The sequence below is a fragment of the Actinocorallia sp. A-T 12471 genome (assembly GCF_033875155.1).
In the GTDB taxonomy this organism is placed as follows: Bacteria; Actinomycetota; Actinomycetes; order Streptosporangiales; family Streptosporangiaceae; genus Actinocorallia.
Map to the genome: position 1 here is coordinate 242,309 of NZ_JAWZTE010000002.1, position 19,261 is coordinate 261,569.

The 19,261-nt window shown below is 72.1% G+C and carries 16 protein-coding genes; 11 read left to right on the forward strand and 5 right to left on the reverse strand.

Annotated features, from left to right (window positions below):
- Positions 1-109 precede the first annotated feature (109 nt).
- Entirely contained in the window at positions 110-1,588 is a 1,479-nt protein-coding gene (locus tag R9X44_RS06220; RefSeq protein ID WP_319813009.1) for an amino acid adenylation domain-containing protein, read from the reverse strand.
- Positions 1,589-1,911: 323 nt separating this feature from the next.
- Between R9X44_RS06220 and sbnA the strand changes: the two genes are divergently transcribed.
- Positions 1,912-2,868, forward strand: a complete 957-nt coding sequence (sbnA, locus tag R9X44_RS06225; protein WP_319813010.1) for a 2,3-diaminopropionate biosynthesis protein SbnA — start codon at positions 1,912-1,914, stop codon at positions 2,866-2,868.
- An 85-nt stretch (positions 2,869-2,953) separates the two neighbouring features.
- Positions 2,954-3,979 (forward strand): 2,3-diaminopropionate biosynthesis protein SbnB, encoded by a 1,026-nt coding sequence (sbnB, locus tag R9X44_RS06230; protein WP_319813011.1) that lies wholly within the window; start codon positions 2,954-2,956, stop codon positions 3,977-3,979.
- Positions 3,980-4,027: 48 nt separating this feature from the next.
- On the opposite strand, the gene R9X44_RS06235 is transcribed toward sbnB, so the two are convergent.
- Entirely contained in the window at positions 4,028-4,741 is a 714-nt protein-coding gene (locus R9X44_RS06235) for a hypothetical protein (protein ID WP_319813012.1), read from the reverse strand.
- 96 nt (positions 4,742-4,837) lie between these two features.
- Between R9X44_RS06235 and R9X44_RS06240 the strand changes: the two genes are divergently transcribed.
- Both R9X44_RS06240 and R9X44_RS06245 read left to right on the forward strand, forming a co-directional pair.
- Positions 4,838-5,449 carry a TetR/AcrR family transcriptional regulator gene (locus R9X44_RS06240; protein WP_319813013.1) on the forward strand — a complete coding sequence of 204 codons (612 nt, stop codon included), beginning with the start codon at positions 4,838-4,840 and terminating at the stop codon, positions 5,447-5,449.
- Between the two features lie 32 nt (positions 5,450-5,481).
- Positions 5,482-7,017, forward strand: a complete 1,536-nt coding sequence (locus tag R9X44_RS06245) for an OmpA family protein (RefSeq protein ID WP_319813014.1) — start codon at positions 5,482-5,484, stop codon at positions 7,015-7,017.
- A gap of 111 nt (positions 7,018-7,128) precedes the next feature.
- Here the strand turns inward: R9X44_RS06245 and R9X44_RS06250 are convergent, their stop codons facing one another.
- Positions 7,129-7,317 (reverse strand): hypothetical protein, encoded by a 189-nt coding sequence (locus R9X44_RS06250; RefSeq protein ID WP_319813015.1) that lies wholly within the window; start codon positions 7,315-7,317, stop codon positions 7,129-7,131.
- A gap of 235 nt (positions 7,318-7,552) precedes the next feature.
- Here R9X44_RS06250 and R9X44_RS06255 point away from each other — a divergent pair, with 235 nt between their 5' ends.
- Positions 7,553-8,107, forward strand: a complete 555-nt coding sequence (locus tag R9X44_RS06255; RefSeq protein ID WP_319813016.1) for a hypothetical protein — start codon at positions 7,553-7,555, stop codon at positions 8,105-8,107.
- Positions 8,108-8,179: 72 nt separating this feature from the next.
- Here the strand turns inward: R9X44_RS06255 and R9X44_RS06260 are convergent, their stop codons facing one another.
- A complete protein-coding gene (locus R9X44_RS06260) occupies positions 8,180-9,361 on the reverse strand; it encodes an acyl-CoA dehydrogenase family protein (RefSeq protein ID WP_319813017.1) in 1,182 nt (393 codons plus the stop codon).
- A 229-nt stretch (positions 9,362-9,590) separates the two neighbouring features.
- Between R9X44_RS06260 and R9X44_RS06265 the strand changes: the two genes are divergently transcribed.
- Positions 9,591-10,358, forward strand: a complete 768-nt coding sequence (locus R9X44_RS06265; RefSeq protein WP_413774914.1) for an acyl-CoA thioesterase domain-containing protein — start codon at positions 9,591-9,593, stop codon at positions 10,356-10,358.
- Between the two features lie 298 nt (positions 10,359-10,656).
- Here R9X44_RS06265 and R9X44_RS06270 read toward each other — a convergent pair whose 3' ends face one another.
- Positions 10,657-11,286, reverse strand: coding sequence for an ACT domain-containing protein (locus R9X44_RS06270; protein ID WP_319813019.1), 630 nt, complete (start codon positions 11,284-11,286; stop codon positions 10,657-10,659).
- A 220-nt stretch (positions 11,287-11,506) separates the two neighbouring features.
- Between R9X44_RS06270 and R9X44_RS06275 the strand changes: the two genes are divergently transcribed.
- The 5 genes from R9X44_RS06275 to R9X44_RS06295 are packed head-to-tail and all read left to right on the forward strand — an operon-like array spanning position 11,507 to position 19,255.
- Positions 11,507-11,980, forward strand: a complete 474-nt coding sequence (locus R9X44_RS06275) for a nucleotide exchange factor GrpE (RefSeq protein ID WP_319813020.1) — start codon at positions 11,507-11,509, stop codon at positions 11,978-11,980.
- A gap of 4 nt (positions 11,981-11,984) precedes the next feature.
- Positions 11,985-13,568, forward strand: a complete 1,584-nt coding sequence (locus R9X44_RS06280; protein ID WP_319813021.1) for an Hsp70 family protein — start codon at positions 11,985-11,987, stop codon at positions 13,566-13,568.
- Positions 13,569-13,584: 16 nt separating this feature from the next.
- Positions 13,585-16,149: a hypothetical protein gene (locus R9X44_RS06285; protein WP_319813022.1), complete on the forward strand. Its 2,565-nt coding sequence runs from the start codon at positions 13,585-13,587 to the stop codon at positions 16,147-16,149.
- A 2-nt stretch (positions 16,150-16,151) separates the two neighbouring features.
- Positions 16,152-17,327 carry a TRAFAC clade GTPase domain-containing protein gene (locus R9X44_RS06290; RefSeq protein WP_319813023.1) on the forward strand — a complete coding sequence of 392 codons (1,176 nt, stop codon included), beginning with the start codon at positions 16,152-16,154 and terminating at the stop codon, positions 17,325-17,327.
- Positions 17,327-19,255: a hypothetical protein gene (locus tag R9X44_RS06295; RefSeq protein WP_319813024.1), complete on the forward strand. Its 1,929-nt coding sequence runs from the start codon at positions 17,327-17,329 to the stop codon at positions 19,253-19,255. The genes R9X44_RS06290 and R9X44_RS06295 overlap by 1 nt, the downstream gene beginning before the upstream one ends.
- Positions 19,256-19,261: the final 6 nt, after the last annotated feature.

Genomic DNA, 19,261 nt, shown 5'->3' on the forward strand with positions numbered 1-19,261 from the left:
TTGCTCACCTTCGTGACAAGAAACGGGGAGGGTGACCGCACGGTTACCCTCCGGGCGATCCACTGGTGACAAGCCTTCTCCGGGGCGTCCCCGAACGGCGATCCCCCCGTTACCGTGACGTGCCGAAGTCGTGCACGACCACCGCGACCGCCCCCACGCTGGGGTGGCGCTGCAACACCGCCTCGATCTCGCCGAGCTCCATCCGGACGCCCGCGATCTTCACCTGCCTGTCGACCCTGCCCAGGTACTGCAACGCGCCCTGCGGCAGCACCTTCACCGCGTCGCCCGTCCGGTAGAGACGGCTGGTCAGGGACCCTCCGAACGGGGAGCGGAAGAACGCGTCACGGGTGCGCTCGTGGTTGCCGAAGTAGCCCCTGCCGACCCCGTGGCCGCCGACAAAAAGCTCCCCCACCTCGCCCGGCTCGCAGGCGTACCAGCCGTCGTCCTCCGAGCGCAGGACGTACAGGTCGGTGTTCACCACGGGCGTCCCGATGGGCAGCCGCAGCAGTTCCAGGTCACTCAGCGTGACGATGTGATGGGTGACGTCGTCGGAGCACTCGGTGGGGCCGTAGGCGTTCACTAGGCCCGCCTGGGGCATCTCCAGCAGCCAGCGGCGGGCCACCTCCGTGGGCAGCTCCTCGCCGGTCGCGAGCATCCAGCGCAGGCCCGACAGGCTCTTGCGCCCGCCTGTCTCGGCCGCCGCGAGGTCGTCAAGGAGCAGCCTGACCATGGTCGGGACCAGCTCAACGATGGTGATGCCCTGGCCGTCGATCGCGGCGGCGAAGGCCACCGAGTCGTAGGACACCTCGTCGCTGACGACGTGCACCTGACCGCCGTTGAGCAGCGGGCACAGCATCTGCCAGATGGAGATGTCGAAGCCGAGCGGGGCGGTCTGGGCGACCACGTCGCGGTCGGTCATGTCGAGGTCCACGATCTTGGCCCACAGGTGGTTCACCATGCCCTGGTGCTCGACCACCGCGCCCTTGGGACGGCCGGTCGAACCCGACGTGAACAGCACGTACCTGGGCTGGGCAAGGCCGTCGAGGCGGGCCTCGCCCTCCAACGGCGCGACGTCGGCGGCCTCGTGCGCGCGCACCACGCGCACCCCGGCGGCGGCCGCGCCCTCGGCGAGGACCGGCGTCACCTCACCACGGTCGGTGTTGAACAGCAGCACCGCCCCGGCCTGGTCGAGCACGTCGGCGACGCGCTTGGCCGGCCAGTTCGTGTCGGCCGGGACATAGAGCGCGCCGAGCAGTTCGAGGGCGAGGAACGCGGCGATGACCGTCACGCTGCGTACACCGCCGACGGCGACGACATGGTTCGGCCCGACGCCCTCGCGGGCCAGCAGCGCGGCGATACGGCGTGCCTCGACGGCGAGTTCGGCATAGCTGAGCTGGCGGAATTCGTCGCGGACGGCGGGACGGTCTCCGGCGCGCGCGATCCGTTCCACCCTCGTGATGACGGCGTCGGCGAGATCGACCTCATGCGCGCGGCTCATCGCGAGCCGCCGCGCCCTGTCGATCTCGGCGTCGGAGATGTTCAGCTCCGGCAGTGCTTCGAGTTCGAGCAGACCATCCAAGATCGTCACGAATCCGCTCCTACATCCCGTGCGTCATTAGCCGATTTTAAGTACTTTAGTGGACAGTCTGGGCTTGCCTGCCAACTTGCCCTACTGTACGGTAATCACGGCCGCGGTGATGAGCCGCCCGAAAGATTCCAGGGAGCACCGGAGTTTCCGAATGCCGGCGAAGACCGAAGGGCAGGTCTGAGCGAATTCAGTCCCGGGATGAATGGCGGGAGAATTTCGGCTGAAGGCGCGCGGCCCAGATTCGAGCAAGGCCCGTCCGCCCCGGGGAAGCAGTCACTGTCTACCAACGTTCGGTTAGTTGTCATACAGAGGGTGTCGGCAACGTGCCTATTATCAGCTCCCCGCAGGAGTTCAACGTCGAGGACCTGTACGTCGATCTTCGGTCGGTGCTGGGTTCGCCGCTGTTCCTGAAGTGCGAGGGGTTCAACTTCGCCGGCTCGGTGAAGCTCAAGGCCGCGGCGGAGATGATCTCCGCGGCGGAGCGCAGCGGCCTGATCAGGCCGGACTCGGTGCTCGTGGAGTCGTCGTCGGGCAACCTCGGCATCGCGCTCGCCATGATCGCCTCGGCCAAGGGCTACCGCTTCCTGTGCGTCACCGACCCGCGCTGCAACACCGCGTCCCAGCGGGTCATGCGCGCGCTCGGCGCGGAGGTGCGCGTCATAGACGAGAAGGACGCCAACGGCGGCTACCTCGAAAGCCGCATCCGCTACGTGCGGAGCCTCGTCGAGTCGAGCGGCCGCCACGTCTGGCTGAACCAGTACGCCAACCCCAACAACTGGCGCGCCCACTACCGGCACACCGCCCCCGCGATCGCGCGCGCCTTCCCCGACCTCGACGTCCTGTTCGTCGGCGCGGGCACCACGGGCACCCTCATGGGCTGCGCGCGGTACTTCAAGGAGCACGGCAGGCCCGTCACGATCGTCGCGATCGACGCCGTCGGCTCGGTGACGTTCGGCGGCATCCCCGAGCGGCGCATGGTCCCCGGCCTCGGCACCAGCACCCGTCCCGCGCTCGTTGACGAGTCCTTCATTGACGACGTCGTCCACGTCGCCGAGCCGGACACCATCAGGACCTGCCACCGGCTCGCCGGAGCGGGCTTCCTGTTCGGCGGGTCGACCGGCACCGTCGTCAGCGGGGCGGCGCACTGGCTGAACGAGAAGTACCCCGGCGAGGAGCCCGTCGCCGTCGCCGTCTCGCCCGACCTCGGCGAGCGTTACCTTGACTCCATCTACGAGGAGGGCTGGCTGCGGGAGTACTTCGGTACCCTCGACCTTCCCTGAACCTCCTCGACCTGACCGGCGGGTTCCCCTCCCCCCAGGGAACCCGCCTTTCCCGTTTCCCGCGCGCCAGCTAGGAGCCCTCCGCATGAGCCAGACCCCCCAGTTCTCCGTCATCTCCGGAGAGCAGGTACACAACGCCCTCCACGGGAGGGAGCGCCAGGTGACTGCCATGATCGAGGCCGCCTACCGGCTGCACGGCGAGGGGCAGACCGTCAACCCCGACAGCTACTTCCTGCGCTTCCCCGACCGGCCCAACAGCCGGATCATCGCGCTGCCCGCCAGCGTCAAGGGCGAGGTGAACGCGCACGGCGTCAAGTGGATCTCCAGCTTCCCCGACAACGTCGCCGCCGGCATCCCGCGCGCCAGCGCCGTGCTGATCCTCAACGACACCGAGACCGGGTACCCGTTCGCGTGCCTGGAGAGCAGCATCATCAGCGCCGCGCGTACCGCCGCGAGCGCGGCCCTGGCGGCCGTCACGCTGGCGGAGAAGCGCGGCGTCACCCCGCGCAAGGTCGGGTTCGTCGGGGTCGGGCTGATCGCCAGGTACCTGCACACCTACCTCGTCGGCAACGGCCTCGACTTCGACGAGCTGGGCATCTTCGACCTGTCCAGCGAGCACGCCGAGGGCTTCAAGGGCTACCTTGAGCGCACCGAGAAGGGCCAGGTCGTCATCCACGACACCGTGGAGTCTCTGCTCACGTCGAGCGACCTCGTCGTGCTGGCGACCGTCGCGGGCGAGCCGCACATCCTCGACCCCGAGCTGCTCGCGCACAACCCGCTCGTCCTGCACGTCTCCCTGCGCGACTTCTCGCCGGAGATCATCCTGTCGGCCTACAACATCGTGGACGACGTCGACCACTGCCTGAAGGCCAACACCTCGCCGCACCTCGCCGAGCAGCAGACCGGTAACCGCGACTTCGTGGACGGCACCCTCTACGACGTGCTCGTCGGCAAGACCGTCCCGCCCGCCGACCGGCCCGTCATCTTCTCCCCGTTCGGCCTCGGCGTCCTCGACCTCGCCGTGGCCCGCTACGTCCACTCCGAGGTCACCGCCTCCGGCGACCTCACCACCATCCCGGGCTTCTTCCACGAGATGAAGCGCTACGGCTGACCGCTCCTGGGCCTCCGGGACGTCGGCGTCCCGGAGGCTTTCGCGTGTTCAGGGGGCGGTGGGACGCCAGTACTGGCGGTGGTCGGTCTCGCGGACGACGAGGCCGAGGCGGGCCAGTTCGGCGCGGAGTTCGCGGGCGTCGGAGCCGTCGCGGTCCTTGCGGAGCGCCTTCTCGCGGGCGGTGAAGTAGGCGTCCGCGCCCGCGGGGAGGCCGGGCGCGCCGGGGGCCCAGCGGACGAAGTCGGCGGCATGGGGGTCGGCCTCGGCCCAGGCGTGGCCGTATGCGGTGAAGGCGGCCTCCAGGGCCTCGGCGTCGAGGTCGGTGCGTTCCCTGGCCAGCTCGCGGCCGTCGTTGGCGAGCAGGACGAGGTACTTGCCGTCGCGGAACGCCGCGCGCAGGTCGGCGGCGGCGTACTCGGTGCGCTTGCCGTCGCGGGTGAGGGCGACGCGGTCGGCGGAGACCGCGACCGCGAGCAGGTCGGTGTGGATCATCAGCGCGAGGAACCCGCCGGCGACGAGTCCGATGACGATCGGCACGAGCGTGCGCCACGGGTCGGGGAACGACAGCAGCGTCTCCACCGGGCCCTGCCAGGGGGCCCAGGGCAGCGAGGTCCACCAGTCGCCGAGCGGGCCGACGAGCCAGCCGAGGCCGCCGCCCCCCGCGACCGCCGCCGCGCACAGCAGGGCGATCGCCCAGCGCGGTTCGGCGACGACCGTCTCCTTCTGTCGACCGTCCAGGCCGCTCCGGTGTGTTCGTGCCATGCGCCCCCTCCTTCGCCCGGTATTCTTAAACCGAGTAAGCGGTCTAACAATAACCCGGGGAAGGCGCGGACGTCACCCGGGAGGCGAGGAGCGGGCATGCGGAAGGTCGATCCCGAGCGGCAGCGGGCAAGGCGGCAGCAGATCGTCGGCGCGGCCGCGGCGCTGTTCGCCGAGCGCGGGTTCGACCGCACCACCACCGCCGAGATCTGCGCGGCGGCCGGGATGAGCAGCGGGAACCTGTTCCACTACTTCCCGAACAAGCGCGCCATCCTGCACGCGCTCTACGAGGGCGAGCCCGAGGAGCGGGCGGAGCGGGAGCGTCGGCTGGCCGCCGCGCGGGACGCCGCCGACCCTTGGGAGGGGCTGCGCGACACCGTCGACCTGCTCGCCGCCGACGCGCTCGCCCCGCTCGTCCCCGCGCTCGTCATGGAGGCGATGGTCCAGGCGTACCGGGACCAGGAACTCGCCGAACTCCTGGAGCGGGACAACCTCCAAGAGCACGGCACCCTTGTCCACCTGCTGAAGCGGACGGCCTCGGCCTCGTTGACGGACCCGTCCCTTGAGCCGGAGTCCACGGCGACCTGGATACAGGCGCTCATCGGGACGCTGTACACGTCGGCCGCCACTGACCCGTCCTTCGACCCGGCCGTAGAACTCCCCACCTTGCACCTCATCATCACCCGTTACCTACGCCCCACAAGTGGTTGAAATGCGCGGAACGCAATGGTTCGCTGTGGCTCGTGCGCTCCTTCCGGAAGACCGCCCTCGCCCTGTCCGTCGCGCTCGCCCTCACCGGATGCAGCGACGGTGACGCCCCGGACGGCACAACACCCACCCCGACAACCGGCGGACGCGCAACACCCGAACCCGTCGCCTACGCCAAGGAGGGCTGGACGGGCCCGGTCGGCCCCGTCCGGGTGCGGCTCGAGGTCGGAGCCGTGGAGAAGCACGCCGATCAGACGATCCTCCGGTTCTACGTCACCAACCTCGGGGAGCGTCCGGCGTTCCCCGACCTGTCCACGTCGATAGCGCAGCGGTCGGACGTGTCGATGACGCTGCTCGACCCCGTCGGCGGGCGGGCGTACCTGCCGCTGCGCGACGCCGGGAACCGCCAGATCGGATCGGACACCAGGCGGCAGCCCCAGTACCAGCCCGGCGTGCGCTACGAGCATGTGCTCGCCTTCCCCAGGCTGCCCGCCGACCTCACGACGCTGACCGTCCTCACGAACACGACGGCCGGGGAGTTCACCGGCATACCCGTCACCGAGGGGGCGGGGGCTCCGGGGCCGAGCGCGCCGCCCGTACCGGCCGCGCCCAAGGACCTCGTAGCCGGCCAGACGTACGGGTTCCCGCTACGCGAGGACGTCGGGCCCGCCGAGGGCGGCTCGGAGGTCGAGCTCACGGGGCTCACCGAGACCGACGTGAAGTCCACGAGCAGCAGCGCCGACGGCGAGGAGGTGGGGTTGCGCACCGACGTGCTGTTCGCGCTCGACTCCGCGAAGCTCTCCCCGCGCGCCCGCGCCGTGCTCGACGACGTCGCCGCCGAGATCGAGGCCCGCGCCGACGTCCAGCTGTCGATCACCGGCCACACCGACGACACCGGCACCCCCGCGCACAACCTCGACCTGTCCGAGCGGCGCGCCGACGCCGTCCTCAAGGAGCTGAAGGCACGGCTCGGCGACGGCTGGAAGTACCTGGCGCGAGGCGCGGGCGAGTCCGAGCCCGCGGTGGAGCCGGGCGGCCAGGACGTCGAGGAGGCACGCGCCCGCAACCGGCGCGTCGAGATCGCCTACGACCTGCGCCCGCAGGAGCCGCCCCCGTCCGTGAACGCGGCGTTCCGCGACGTCGACGGCCCCGTCGTGGCGAGCGAGGAGGCCGAGTTCGCCGCGCTGTCCTCCACGACCCGCCGCCGCATCGACGTCAAACCCTTCTACCGTGACGGCGCCTACCTCGTCGCCGTCTTCGACATCACCAACCTCGGCCCCGGCACCCTCTCGGAGACCCTCCCCCACTACCGGGGCGTCAACGGCGGCCAGTTCGGCGCGTTCACCGTCATCGACCCCGCCTCCGGCATCCGCTACGCCAGCGTCCGCCTCGGTCCCGTGTCGCCCACCGGCCGAGCCCCCTACGCCGACCCCGGCGGAACCATCTTCCAAACCACCCCCGACACCACGAACCGCGGCTTCTTCTACGTCCCCACTCCCCCCGCCTCCGTCACCTCCGTCACCTTCGACGCGGGCCCCTTCGGCACCTTCCCCGACATCCCCATCAGGTGACCCCGCACCCGCGACCGCCGGTCCTGCCCGACGCGGACCCGGTGCCGTGTACGAGACGCACCGCACGCCGGACCGCGCCGGCCGGGGACCCGCACCGGGCCGCGACCGGCATCAGACCTCGCGGGGCGCCCACTGCTGCAGCCGTCCGCCGTCGCACACCTCGATGACCGCGGCGGCGCTGTACCTGGACTGGGCCGCCGAAGACCCGGCCGCCTCCCGCTCGAGCCGCCCCCAGCCCGTCGCCGGTCGGATCGGCATCGCCAGACCGCTGGCGCAGACGCAGGAGACACCGAGTAGCACGCCGCGCTTCTGGTCGCCCCATTCCAACCGCCGCCACAGTGGGTGGGGTGGGGGAAATGTCCGGGGTGTCTTGACAGGGGTGGGTGGGGGAGGGTGTTCTAGTCCCACGCTGCGAAACTGTGTTTCCTTCACCGAAACGCTGGGGGGTGGGTGTGGGGCGGGGGGTGGGGAGCGCGGGGCGTGGCGGGTAATCGTGCGCGTCACCGTGGCATGCACGCGGCAGAAGGAGCGGTTCATGTCGATCAGCCAGAAGAAGACGAAGGGGCGCGGGGCGGTGCGCGGGCTCGCGATCGGGTCGAGCGCGGTGCTGCTGGCGACCGTGGGGTTCGGCGGGAGCCCCGCGTCGGCCGGGACGGGGACCGTGGCTTACAGCTGCAAGATCTTCTCCACGACGTTCGACTACAACGCCAAGGTCACGATGAAGGGGCCGGCGAAGCCGAAGGTCGGGAAGACCGTGACGATCACCGCCGACCTGTCGGCGCTGCCGGGGGTGTCGCCGGTCGCCGTGGACTCGTGGCGGACCACCGGGAAGTTCACCGCGTCGGGCGCGCAGAAGGGCTCGATCAACGCGTCCGGGCCGAAGAAGAAGGGGCCGGTCAAGGCCAAGGCCAAGATCCCGCTCGGCAAGATCACCGGCAAGGTGAAGCTGAAGAAGGCGGGCAAGGTCACCCTGACCCTCGGCACCCTCAAGATCACCGCTGTCGCGTTCGGGTCGTCGGTGACGATGCCCTGCACGCCCAAGAAGAACAAGCCCCTGCCCAAGCTGCTGAACCTGACCGTCAAGCGCTGACGCGGGCGACGGCCGGTACGCGGGGTCCGGGGTGGGTGCACCGGACCCCGCGTCCGCGCGACGGGCCCGGGGTCAGAGGGAGAGGTGGGCGGCCAGGCGGGTGCGGTGGGTGGTGGGGGTGCTGAAGAGGAGTTGGGTGGATTTGGCGCGCTTGAAGTGGAGGTGGGCGTCGTGTTCCCAGGTGAAGCCGAGGCCGCCGTGGATCTGGATGGATTCTGCGGCGGCGGTGAAGTAAGCGTCGGCGGTGTGGGACTTGGCGAGGGACGCGGTGACGGGGAGGGCGTCGGGGGATGCGGTGTCGGCGGTGCCCGCGGCGTAGGCGACGGCTGAGCGGGCCGACTCGACGAGGGTGAGGAGGTCGGCGCACTTGTGCTTGATGGCCTGGAAGGAGCCGATGGGCTTGCCGAACTGGTGGCGGACCTTCGCATAGGCGACCGAGGAGTCAAGGCAGTGCTGCGCGCCGCCCAGGGCCTCGGCGGATAGGGCGATCTCAGCGAGGTCCAGGACACGGGCGAGTACCCGTGGCGCGCCGCCTTCCACGCCGATCGGGGCGGCCGGTGCCGCGTCCAGGGCGACCCTTGCCAGACGACGGGTCTGGTCGAGGGTGGGCAGCTGCGTCACGGTGACGCCGGGGGCATCGGTGCGTACCGCGAAGAGTGACGGGCCCGCGGCCGTCCGCGCGGAAAGCAGGACGAGGTCGGCCACCTGCGCCTCAAGGACGAGGTCCGCGACCCCCGTCAGCCGGAACCCCCCGAACTCCCCCGTCCGCGCCGCGTCCGCGCCCCCCGCCTCGGACGACCTCGCCTGGGAGGCCGCATAAGAAGAGTCGTCGGCGGAGGTCGCCTCGATCTCGGCGGCCGGGGCGGTGTCGCCCATGGGGAGCGCCACGGTGGCGATCAGGCTGCCGTCGGCGAGGCCCGGAAGGTAGGCGGCCGCCGCGGCGGGGTCGTCGGCCGCCAGGAGGGTCTGGACGGCCAGGACCGCCGACGGGAGGAAGGGTGAGGGCAGGAGGCGACGGCCCAGCTCCTCAAGGACCACGGCGAGTTCGGCGAGGCCGCATCCCGCTCCCCCGTGCTCCTCGGGTACGGCGAGGCCCTGGAGGCCCAGCTCGGCCATCAGGGACCACAGGGCGGGGTCGTGGCCGTCGGGGCCGGACATGAGGTCCCGGACTGCGGCGTCGGGGGCGTGGTCGGCGAGCATCCTGCGCACGACCGCGGCGAGTTCCCGCTGCTCCTCGGTGACCGCCCAGTCCATAGCAACCTCCCTAGCAAGCGCTTGGCCAACTAGCCTAACACCACGGCCCGCCGTGCCCCTTCATGTCCCGTTGGTCACGTAACCGCGAATTCACCGCAGAGAAACGGAAACGATCACCACGCGGCCGTAGGTTCTCGGGTATACGGCCGTCCGGCACCGCGGCGCGGTGGTGCCGGAGGCCGTAAATCCCCCTCCCCGGACTTCCCGAATCCGGTTCGGTCAGGGCAGGATGACCCGGGTGGAACCGTTCTTCAGCGCCTCGGGGGCCGATCTGTTGCCCCAGCCGTCCGCCCGCAGCCCCTGGTCACCGCACATGCTGCACGGACGCGTCCTCGGCGGCCTCGCCGCCCGCGCGATCGAAGCCGAACACCTGCCTGACGGCATGCGGCCCGCCCGTATCACCGTCGACCTCTTCAAGAGCTCAGGCTTCGTCCCCCTCCAGGTGACGACCTCCGCCGTCCGTACGGGCCGCCGTATCCGTGTCGTAGACGCGCTCGTCACCGGCCCCGAAGGACCCGTCGCAAGGGCGACGTGCGTGATGCTCCGCGAAGGCGAGCAGCCCACGGGAGGCGGAGGGTGGGCGCGTCAGCCGTGGGACGTCTCCCCGCCCGGCGACGGCCCCGCCCACGACGGCGTCACCCCGCTGCACATGTGGTGGCCGGAGGGCGGCAGCCCCACGGGCCAGCGCCGCGCGTGGATGAAGGAGGTCTGCGCGCTCGTGGACGATGAGCCCCTGACCCCGTTCGTCCGCGCGGTCCTCGCCGCGGACCTCGCGAGCCCGATGACGCACTGGGGTGAGAGCGCCCTCGCCTTCATCAACGCCGACTACACCCTCCACCTGGCCCGCCTGCCCGAGGGCGAGGTCATCGGCTTTGAGGGGGGCGGCCACCTGTCGGCCGACGGCATCGCCGCGGGCCACTGCGTCATCTACGACGCCAAGGGCCCGATCGGCCACAGCAACACGACGGCTGTCGCCACCCCTCCCCTGGGCTCCTAACACCTCCACGCAGTCCCTTCGGGACTGCGTGAAAAAGGGGCCTCCCCTGGGCTCCCGATGCCCCGCGAGGCCGAGTTCACGCAGTCCCCGTGAAGAACGGGCCTCCCCTCGGCTCCCGAGGGTTCAGCCGAGTTCACGCAGCCCCTTCGAAAGGCCCCCTGGGCTCCTGACACCCCGGCCGAATCCACGCAGTCCCCGTGAAGAATGGGCCTCCCCTCGGCTCCTGACGCCCCGGGCGAGCTCACGCAGTCCCCTCGGGACTGCGTGGAGGAAGGGCCTCCCCTCCGCTCCTGAGGAGTCAGCCGAGGAGTGGTAGGCGGTCGCCGAGGACGGCTTCGGCGGCTTGGACCAGTTGTTCGAGGCGGTAGATCTCGGTGGTGTGGAACTCCGGGGCGTTGGACCGGGCCACGAGGACCGCGAGGTCGGCGGCGGGCAGCGGGACGAACCCGAACTGGGTTCCGTCGGCCGCCTGGAAGGCGCGGAGCCGCACGGGTTCGAGGTCGGCGGGCGCTTCGGCCGTCTCGCCGCCCGGGCTGGCGTGCACGAGCTTGCCCGACGGGATGTGCACGATGCCCGCCCAGTCGGCCGACAGGATGCCGGGCAGGGCGTCGGCGAGGATCACGAGGCCGTCGGCGGAGGCGAGGGCGAGCTGGCCGATGAGCGCGACGTCGGGGTGCAGTCCCTGCGGCTCGATCGTCGGCCACAGCCCCTCGACCTTGACGCCGGGGACGGCGTCGAGGCCCGCGATGAGCCGGTCGGCCGAGACGCCGTTGGGCCAGGAGACGGTGAAGTCGTCAAGGGCCCGGCCCGCGTCCTGTTCCAGCACGGTGAGCTGCACCACATCGGCCCCTGCGGCGCCGAGAGTGCGCGCGACCTTGCCCAGCGAGCCCGGACGGTCCGGGAGCCGCACGCGAATGCGCAGCAGCATGGCCACCTCCAGTAAGCGTTCCGTCCCTTAATGTTCCCCTATGAGCGTTTCGGTGCTGTTACCCGATCGTGTCACTTCTCCAAGAAGCCCTATCGCCCCGGGTAGGCGACCATTAAGGTTTTCCAACGTGTCGAGTACACCCGGTGTCCCCCGCGAGAGGCCGCCAGACAGCGAGTCCGAGGGCCGGCCCGAGGTCACCCTGGCGGACCTTCGCGCCGCCGTGGCCGGTCTTTCGGCGAACCTCGGCCGCGAGCACGACCGGGCCAGGCACCGCGAGGAGATCATCGACCGGCTGCACCGGGAGAACGAGCGCCTGCGGCGCGGCGAGCTCGACCAGCTCCACGACCCTGTGCGGGCCGCTCTCTACCGACTCTACGACCTCGTCCGGCGGGCCGAGCTCGAGCCGCCGGACGGCGCGCACGTCGCGCCCCTGCTCGGCATGATCGGCGACGAGCTCGCCGAGGCCCTCGGCCGCACCGGCGTCGAGATCTTCGAGGTCGAGTTCGGCGAACCCTATGACTCCGCCCGGCACCGCCCCCTCGGCGTGGAGCCCGTCACCGACAGGGGGCTCGACGGCAGGGTCGTCGAGGTCTGCCGGGACGGCTTCGCCCGCGGGGAGGTGGTCGTGCGCAGAGCGCAAGTCCGTATCGGTAAATACGTGTCGGCAAGTACAGGGAAGACTGAGGACACCTAAGGACATGGCTGTATACGGGATCGACCTGGGCACGACGTACTCCTGCATCGCGAGCATCGACGACGTGGGCCGCCCGACCGTCCTGCGGAACCTGGAGGGCACCGACACCACGCCGTCCGTCGTCTACTTCGAGTCCGGCAGCAACGTGGTGGTGGGCGCGACGGCCAAGGACACCGCCGTGATCGACCCCGACAACGTGGTGAGCCTGATCAAACGGGACATGGGCCGTGACGTGCCGCGCGAGATCCACGGGTTCAGCTACAACCCCGAGGAGCTTTCGGCGTTCGTCCTGGTGAAGCTCGCCAACGACGCCCAGACCGTGACGGGCGAGGTGGCCCGCGACGTCGTCATCACCGTCCCCGCCTACTTCGGCGCGGCCGAGCGCGACGCCACCCGCAAGGCCGGACGCCTGGCTGGCCTGAACGTCATCGACATCATCTCCGAGCCGATCGCCGCCGCCGTCACCTACGGGGTGCTGAACCCCGACCGCGACCGCACGATCCTGGTCTACGACCTGGGCGGCGGCACGTTCGACACCACGGTCATCGCGCTGCGCGGCGGCCACATCGAGGTCATCTGCACCGACGGCGACCACGAGCTGGGCGGCGCGGACTGGGACTCACGCCTGGTGGAGTACCTGGCCGAGCGCTTCACCGCCGAGCACCCCGACGCCGGCGACCCGCTTGACGACAAGATCACCGAACAGCAGCTGCGCAGGGACGCCGAGGAGGCCAAGAAGGCCCTGACGACGCGGACGCAGCACACCGTCCGGGTGATGCACGGCGGCCGGGTCGCGACCCTGGAGATCACCCGCGACGTGTTCGAGGAGATCACCAAGGACCTCCTCGACCGCACGATCGAGATCACCGGCCGCACCCTCGAGGTGGCCCGCAACAAGGGCGTCACCGACTACGACGACCTGGTGCTGGTCGGCGGCTCGACCAAGATGCCCGCCGTCTCCGCCCGCCTCAGCGCGGAACTCGGCCTCGACCCCAAGCTCCAGGACCCCGATCTGGCCGTCGCCAAGGGCGCGGCCCTGTACGCCTTCGAGGAGACGTTCCGAAGGCTGCTGCTGGAGGGCGCGCAGGAGGAGGCCGAGGAGATGGCCAGCCGCGCGGGCCTTTCGGTGGAGCAGCAGCGGCAGATCGCGGCGCGCAAGATCAAGACGGTCGCCTCGCGCGGGTTCGGGATCGTGGTGCTGAACCGCGACACCCAGGCCGAGGAGGTCATCCACCTCGTGCACGCGAACGACGAGCTCCCCGCAGGCCGTACCTCGGACTTCTTCACCGTCCACGACGACCAGACGACGGCCGACGTGCGCGTCATGGAGCAGGCGGGGGCGGTGGAGTCGCCCGAGCCGTCCGACAACACCGAGATCGCGACGGGTTCGGTGCGCGTCCCGTCAGGGAAACAGGCGGGCTGGCCCATCTCGGTCACGTTCACGCTCGACTCCTCCGGCCTGCTGCACGTGACGGCCGAGGAGAAGGAGACGGGCGAGCGCCTCGACCTCCAGGTGGAGGTCGGCAGGATGACCGAGGACGACGTCGAGACCTCGCGCGCGGCCCTGTCCCGCGTCCAGGTGAGCTGACCGGGGCGCGCGGGCCGTGTCGTTCGACGACGACTACAAGAAGCGCGTGCTCGACCCCGCCCGCGCGGCGGGGGACCAGCCGCCGGAGGACCTGCGCGTCAGGTACGCGCTCGCCGAGCCGCTGACGCCCGAGGCGGTCAGCGCGCGGGTCACCCAGGTACGGCAGTGCTGGCGGCGCTCGCGCGGCCAGCTGAAGTACCGCCGTCTCATCGACCGGCTCGAGGCCGAGCACCGGCAGCTCGCGCCGGTGTTCACCGCCGCCGAGAACGGCGATCTCGGCCCGCTGCGGCAGCGGCTGCGCGGCGGCGACGAGCGCAACGCGCAGCGCCGCGCCGAGGTCCGCACCCGGCTCCTCGACGCGGCCGGGACGCTCAAGCTGCTGACGCCCGCCGAGTGCGAGGCGATCGGGAAGTCGGGCGGCGTGTCGGCGGCGGAGCTGAACCAGCTGCTGCGGATCGACGGCGTCGAGGTGCACGAGCCCGACGCGCTGCCCGCCGCGCCGCCCTACCCCGGCTATGCAAAGGCGAGCGAGTCGCTGCGGGTGCTCGGCAGCCGCCATCTGCTCGCGTTCCTACTGGGCAGCGACAGGATCGGCGGGATCAGGGTGTTCGGCGGGGTGTCGGCGGGCGGCGTCCCGATCGACCCGGCGGGCGCGGGCCGCGCGCTGGAGCGGGTGGCCGGGGAGTGGGCGCGCAGGCCGCGCGACACCAGCGCGACCAACGCCGAGACCGTGCTGATCGCGTTGCGCGCCGCGCTGCGCGAGGGCTTCCTGCACGATCTGCTGTCCTACGACTTCGTCGCGCGGCTGCGGGAACGCCGCGCCCAGCGCGCTTCGGACGCCGCGCTCATGGACGCCGCAGTACGCGGTCTCGGCATCGAGACGGGCGAGGCACGGCGGCTCGTGTTCGCGATCAGCCGCGAGGGCGGCGTGCCGACCGGGCCTTCCGGACGGCTGCGCGAGCTCCTTGCGGCCGGTGACGCGCACGCCGCGACGCTGCTCGCCGAGAGCCTGCCGGACGCCGAGACGCTGCCGGAGGCCGCCGAGGCGCGCGGCAGGGTCGAGGCCGCCGCCCGGCTGCTCGCCGAGGCCGAGGGCCTCAGCGACCCGGACGCCGCCTGGCAGCGCCTCGAGGACGCGGCCGCGCTCGCCGCCGACCTTCCGGGGCTGCGCGAGCTGCGGCGGGCGCTGCCGCCGCTGCCGCCGACCGGGGTGCGTGCCGTCGCCGACGGCGAGCAGGTCCGCGTCACCTGGACGGCGTCGGCGTCACGGGCCGGGGAGATCAGGCACGTGGTCGTCCGCAGGGCCGGACGGCCGCCCGCCGACCTGTCCGACGGCGACGCCGTGCCCGCGTCCGATCCCGCCCCGCCCGTCAACGTGCCGCTGCACTACGCGGTGTTCGCGCGGCGCGGCGAGGCGGTCTCGGCGGGGGCGACGGCCGACCCCGTGCTGCTGCGGCCCGAGCCTTCTGACGTGGAGCTCGCGACCGGCGACGGGACCGTCACGGGCCGGTGGGTGTGCCCGCCCGGCGCGTCGCGGGTCGCGGTGTTCCGGGACGGGGTGCCGATCCCGGTCGGCCGCGAGGGGTTCACCGACCGGGCCGTGGTCAACGGCGCGACCCACCGGTACGAGATCCACGCGGTCTACCCGGACGGGCCGATCGAGACCACGACGCCCGGGATCGTGCTGTCGGCGACGCCGCACGCGCTGCCCGATCCCGTCACGGAGTTCACCGCCGAGCCGCACGGGCAGGACAGGCTGCTGCTGTGCTTCACCCTGCCCGAGCACGGCCTGGTGGAGGCGCGGCTGCTCGAGGCCGACCCGCCCTGGCCGACGGGCGCGCTGGTGCCCCTCGTGGACCTGCGCGGGGAGAAGGTCGAGTCGACGCCGCACGCGCGCGGGCTCGTCGTGCGGCCGGGGGCGAGCGGGGTGCTGCTGCTGGTGACCGTCGCGGGCAGCGCGGCGGCGGTAGGCGCACACCGCAGGCACGTCGACCTGCCGGTTCCCGAGGGGCTCACGGCGGCGCGGCGCGGCGGCGAGGTGCGGATCGGGTTCGCCTGGCCGGGGGACGCCTCGGCCGTCGCGGTCACCTACGAGATCGGGGAGGCCGGCGCGCAACGCGTCGCCGTCACGCGGGCCGCCTACACCGCCGCCGGAGGGGTTCACCTTGCGGTGCCCGAGACCGAGGCGGTACGGATCGGCGTAGCGGGCGTCTCCGACCACGGCGGGGCGGTGCTCACCGGGCCCGCCGCGACGGTCGCGCTCGGCGCGCGCACGGTCGTCAGGTACGACCTCGCGGCTGCGGGACCGCCCTGGCGACGGGAACTCGTGCTGACGCTCACGCCGGACCGGCCGGTGCGGCTCGGCAGGCTCGACCTCGTGGTCAGGGACGGCAAGGTGATGCCTGACGCACCGGGCGACGGGGAGAACCTCGTGTCGTGGCACGATCTCGACCTTCCAGCGGAAACCGTCATGCGGGTGCCGCTGCCGAAGCGGCGCGGGCCCTACTGGCTGCGGTGCTTCACCGGCGACGCCGTCGACCTCGCCGACCCGCCAGTCCGACGCCTCAAGCAGGGAGCATGAAGATGCGAACCGAACGCGCGCGCGGCGCACACCGCAGACCCACGCGGAGCCGTCCGCCGCGCGCCAGGGACGCCGTCACCTGCCCCTACTGCTTCGCGCTGTTCGGCCGCGACGCGATCGCCTACCGCTGCCTGGGCCGGGCGGGGCGCGGGGTCGGCTGCGATCCCGTCCTCGACATGGCTCTCGCCGCCTACCAGGGCAGCCAGTCCGGCGCGATGCTGCCGCCGGTGTTCACCGGACGCGGCACGCGCGCCTCATGCCCGGACTGCGGCCGGGAGAGCGGGCGGCGCGTCTGCCCCGAGTGCCACCACGAACTCGCGCCCGCCTACTGCGACACGCCGGGCAGGATCGTCGCGCTGGTCGGCGCGAAGAACGCGGGCAAGAGCACATATATCGCCGTGCTCCTGCACGAGCTGCGCAACCGGGTCGGCACCGAGCTTGGCACCTCGCTCGTCGCCTGCGACGACCGCACGATCGAGCGTTACAAGCGCGACTTCGCGCGGCCGCTGTTCGACCAGCGGCGGCTGCTGCCGACCACGCCGAGCGCGGTCACCGCGCCGCGCGAGCCGCTGGTGTACCTGCTGACGCGCCGGGTGAAGGGCAGGTTCGGCAGCCGCACCGAGGCGCTGACGCTCGTGCTGTTCGACACCGCCGGGGAGGACCTGCGCAGCCGTGAGGTCCGCGACCTGCACCTGCGCTACCTTGAGGCGGCCGACGCGATCGTGTTCCTCGCCGATCCGCTCGAACTCGTGGAGGGCGGCGCGGAGAGCGAGCCGCTCGACGTGCTCGCCAGGGTCACCGAACCGCTGCGGCAGCGGCACGGCCTGGACGTCAAGGATCGGCTGCGCACCCCGATCGCGGTCGCGCTGACCAAGATCGACGAACTCGAACTCCCCGCGTCCTCGGCGCTCCAGCGGTCCCGGGTCAGGTCCGGCTCGCTCGACGCCGACGACCGCGAGGCGGTCGACGCCCACGTCCGCTCGCTGCTCGACGCGTGGGGCGCGGGCGACCTCGACCGCTACCTCGAGCAGCACTACGCCGAGTACGGCCTGTTCGGGGTGTCCGCGCTGGGCGGCGCGCCGCGCGGCGACGAGGTCGCGCCGGGCGGCGTCCGTCCGTATCGGGTGGAAGATCCGCTGCTGTGGCTGCTGCACCGGTTCGGGATGCTGGACGGCTGATGGCCTGGCAGCTCCACTACACCTCGGCCCGCTCGGCCGCCCGCTCCGGATTCCAGTTCACCGCCTCCTCCCCCGGGCTGCCTCCGGGCGCGGAAGCCGTCGTCTCGCCTTATCTGGGGTACCGTCCGCCGCCCGACGCGCCGCCCGCGCCCGACGCGTCGGAGCTCGCGGCGTTCCCCGAGGCGTTGAGCTACGACCTCGTCGGGGGGCGGCCGCTGCTGGTCCTGTCGCGGTATCTGGGGCGCGACTATTCGGGGCGGTTCGGGAACTTCCTGGCGCATGCCGTGCTCGCCGAGGCCGCCGAGCTTGAAGGGATGCGGCCCATCGAGTTCTGGCGCGCGCCCTTCTGGGCGGACTCCCCCGCGACTCGGCTGTCGGTTCTGGAGGACCCGCTTCCCGGCGACGCCCTCGACCCGGAATCCCTGTGCCACTGGCTTACCGCGCTCGATCACGACCCTTACGCGCGGCTCGCCTGGCTGCTCGACGCGTCGGCCGACCGGATCATCCTTGTCGGGGATGATGTGGAGGAGATCGTCCGGTGGTTCGCGGTCGTCGCCTACTCGCTGCCGGTCGAGGCGGCCGCCGCGCTGTCGTTCACCACCTACACCGCCGACCCCGTGACGGCCCCGCACCGCCTGGTCGGCACGACGCCGGACGTGTGGGCGTCGCAGCGCACCGACCACCCGGCCCTCCCCCTCGACCGCCCTGCGCCCCCGCATACGCCGAGCCGTTACGCCGAGGCCGTAGCGGCCCGCTGGCGCGCCCACGACCTCGACGGCCTCGACGCGCTCGCCGAACTCGCCAGGCTGAACCCCGACGAACCCGACGGCGCGGCAGTCGTCGCCGGACTGTGCGAGGGAATCGCGCACGACGACGCGGCACAGCGGCTCGCGCTCCCCCTGCTCAGGCATCCCGACCTGCCCGGATGGGTGTGGGAGCGGCTCGCGGTGCCCGCGCTCGGGTTCGATCTGGCCGCCGCCGTCAACCGGCTGTCGCCCGACCCTGCCGCCGCCCGCGCGGCGGGCGACCGCTGCGCGCACCTCGTGCTCACCGCGCCCGCGCTGCGCGACAGGCTCGGCGAGTTCACCCTCGAGGACCCCGCCGAGCTGTCGGTGCGGCTGTCGCGCGAGCTCGCCGCGGCCGCCGACCTGACGGCGCTGGCCGACCTGACCGTCGTCGCCGAACGGCTGGCCATCCCGGTGGTCGGCGAGCTGACCAGGCGCGGCGCACAGCGCATCACCCTCGAAGGCGCCGACGACAAGGCCGTGCTCAGCGCGCTGGAACGGGTCTGTGACAGCGCGCTTCCCGCGCTGCTGTCCGGCGTGATCGAGGCGCTGGAGCGCGGCGGGGCGCTGCTGCGCCGCGAGGTGCTCACCGGCGAGGTCTGCGACACCCTCGCCGCGCACGCCGACCGCGTCGCCCTCGCCGACGCGCCCGAGGTCTGCCTGCACCTGCTGCGCTCCCTGGCCGCCCGGCACGGCATCCACGGCGGCCCGACCCTCTCGCTCGCCGAACGGCTGCCGGGCAACCGCGCCGCGCGCGGCGTCCTCGCCGCCCGTGACGTCGCCACAGGACGCGACCCCCGCGCCGCCGCCCGCGCGCTTGAGGACGTCGACGGCGCCCTCGCCGGGCCGACGCTGCTCGCCGTCGCCGACGCGCTCACCGAACGCTCACCGCGCTTCCGCGCCGCCCTCCTGACCGCGCTCGACGAGCGCATCCGCGACATGCTCGCGCACCGCTGGATCGAGACGGCCGGGACGCGGGCGCGGCGGTTCGAGCTCGTCGGCGTCGCGCTGCGCGCCCCCGGCACGCCGCTCGACGGGTGGGCGCGTGAGCTGACACGCAGACGGCTCACCATGTTGCAGCTGGAGACCTATTTCCGGGACGATCAGACACTCCGAGCCGCACTGCGAGACCTTCGGGGGTAGACGAGA

What these genes read in the sequence shown, in the direction of transcription:
- R9X44_RS06295 (WP_319813024.1), top strand. Translation starts at nt 17,327, where the DNA reads ATGGCCTGGCAGCTCCACTACACCTCGGCCCGCTCGGCCGCCCGCTCC.
- R9X44_RS06235 (WP_319813012.1), bottom strand. Translation starts at nt 4,741, where the DNA reads ATGGCACGAACACACCGGAGCGGCCTGGACGGTCGACAGAAGGAGACG.
- sbnB (WP_319813011.1), top strand. Translation starts at nt 2,954, where the DNA reads ATGAGCCAGACCCCCCAGTTCTCCGTCATCTCCGGAGAGCAGGTACAC.
- R9X44_RS06260 (WP_319813017.1), bottom strand. Translation starts at nt 9,361, where the DNA reads ATGGACTGGGCGGTCACCGAGGAGCAGCGGGAACTCGCCGCGGTCGTG.
- R9X44_RS06280 (WP_319813021.1), top strand. Translation starts at nt 11,985, where the DNA reads ATGGCTGTATACGGGATCGACCTGGGCACGACGTACTCCTGCATCGCG.
- R9X44_RS06270 (WP_319813019.1), bottom strand. Translation starts at nt 11,286, where the DNA reads ATGCTGCTGCGCATTCGCGTGCGGCTCCCGGACCGTCCGGGCTCGCTG.
- R9X44_RS06255 (WP_319813016.1), top strand. Translation starts at nt 7,553, where the DNA reads ATGTCGATCAGCCAGAAGAAGACGAAGGGGCGCGGGGCGGTGCGCGGG.
- R9X44_RS06265 (WP_413774914.1), top strand. Translation starts at nt 9,591, where the DNA reads ATGACCCGGGTGGAACCGTTCTTCAGCGCCTCGGGGGCCGATCTGTTG.
- R9X44_RS06240 (WP_319813013.1), top strand. Translation starts at nt 4,838, where the DNA reads ATGCGGAAGGTCGATCCCGAGCGGCAGCGGGCAAGGCGGCAGCAGATC.
- R9X44_RS06290 (WP_319813023.1), top strand. Translation starts at nt 16,152, where the DNA reads ATGCGAACCGAACGCGCGCGCGGCGCACACCGCAGACCCACGCGGAGC.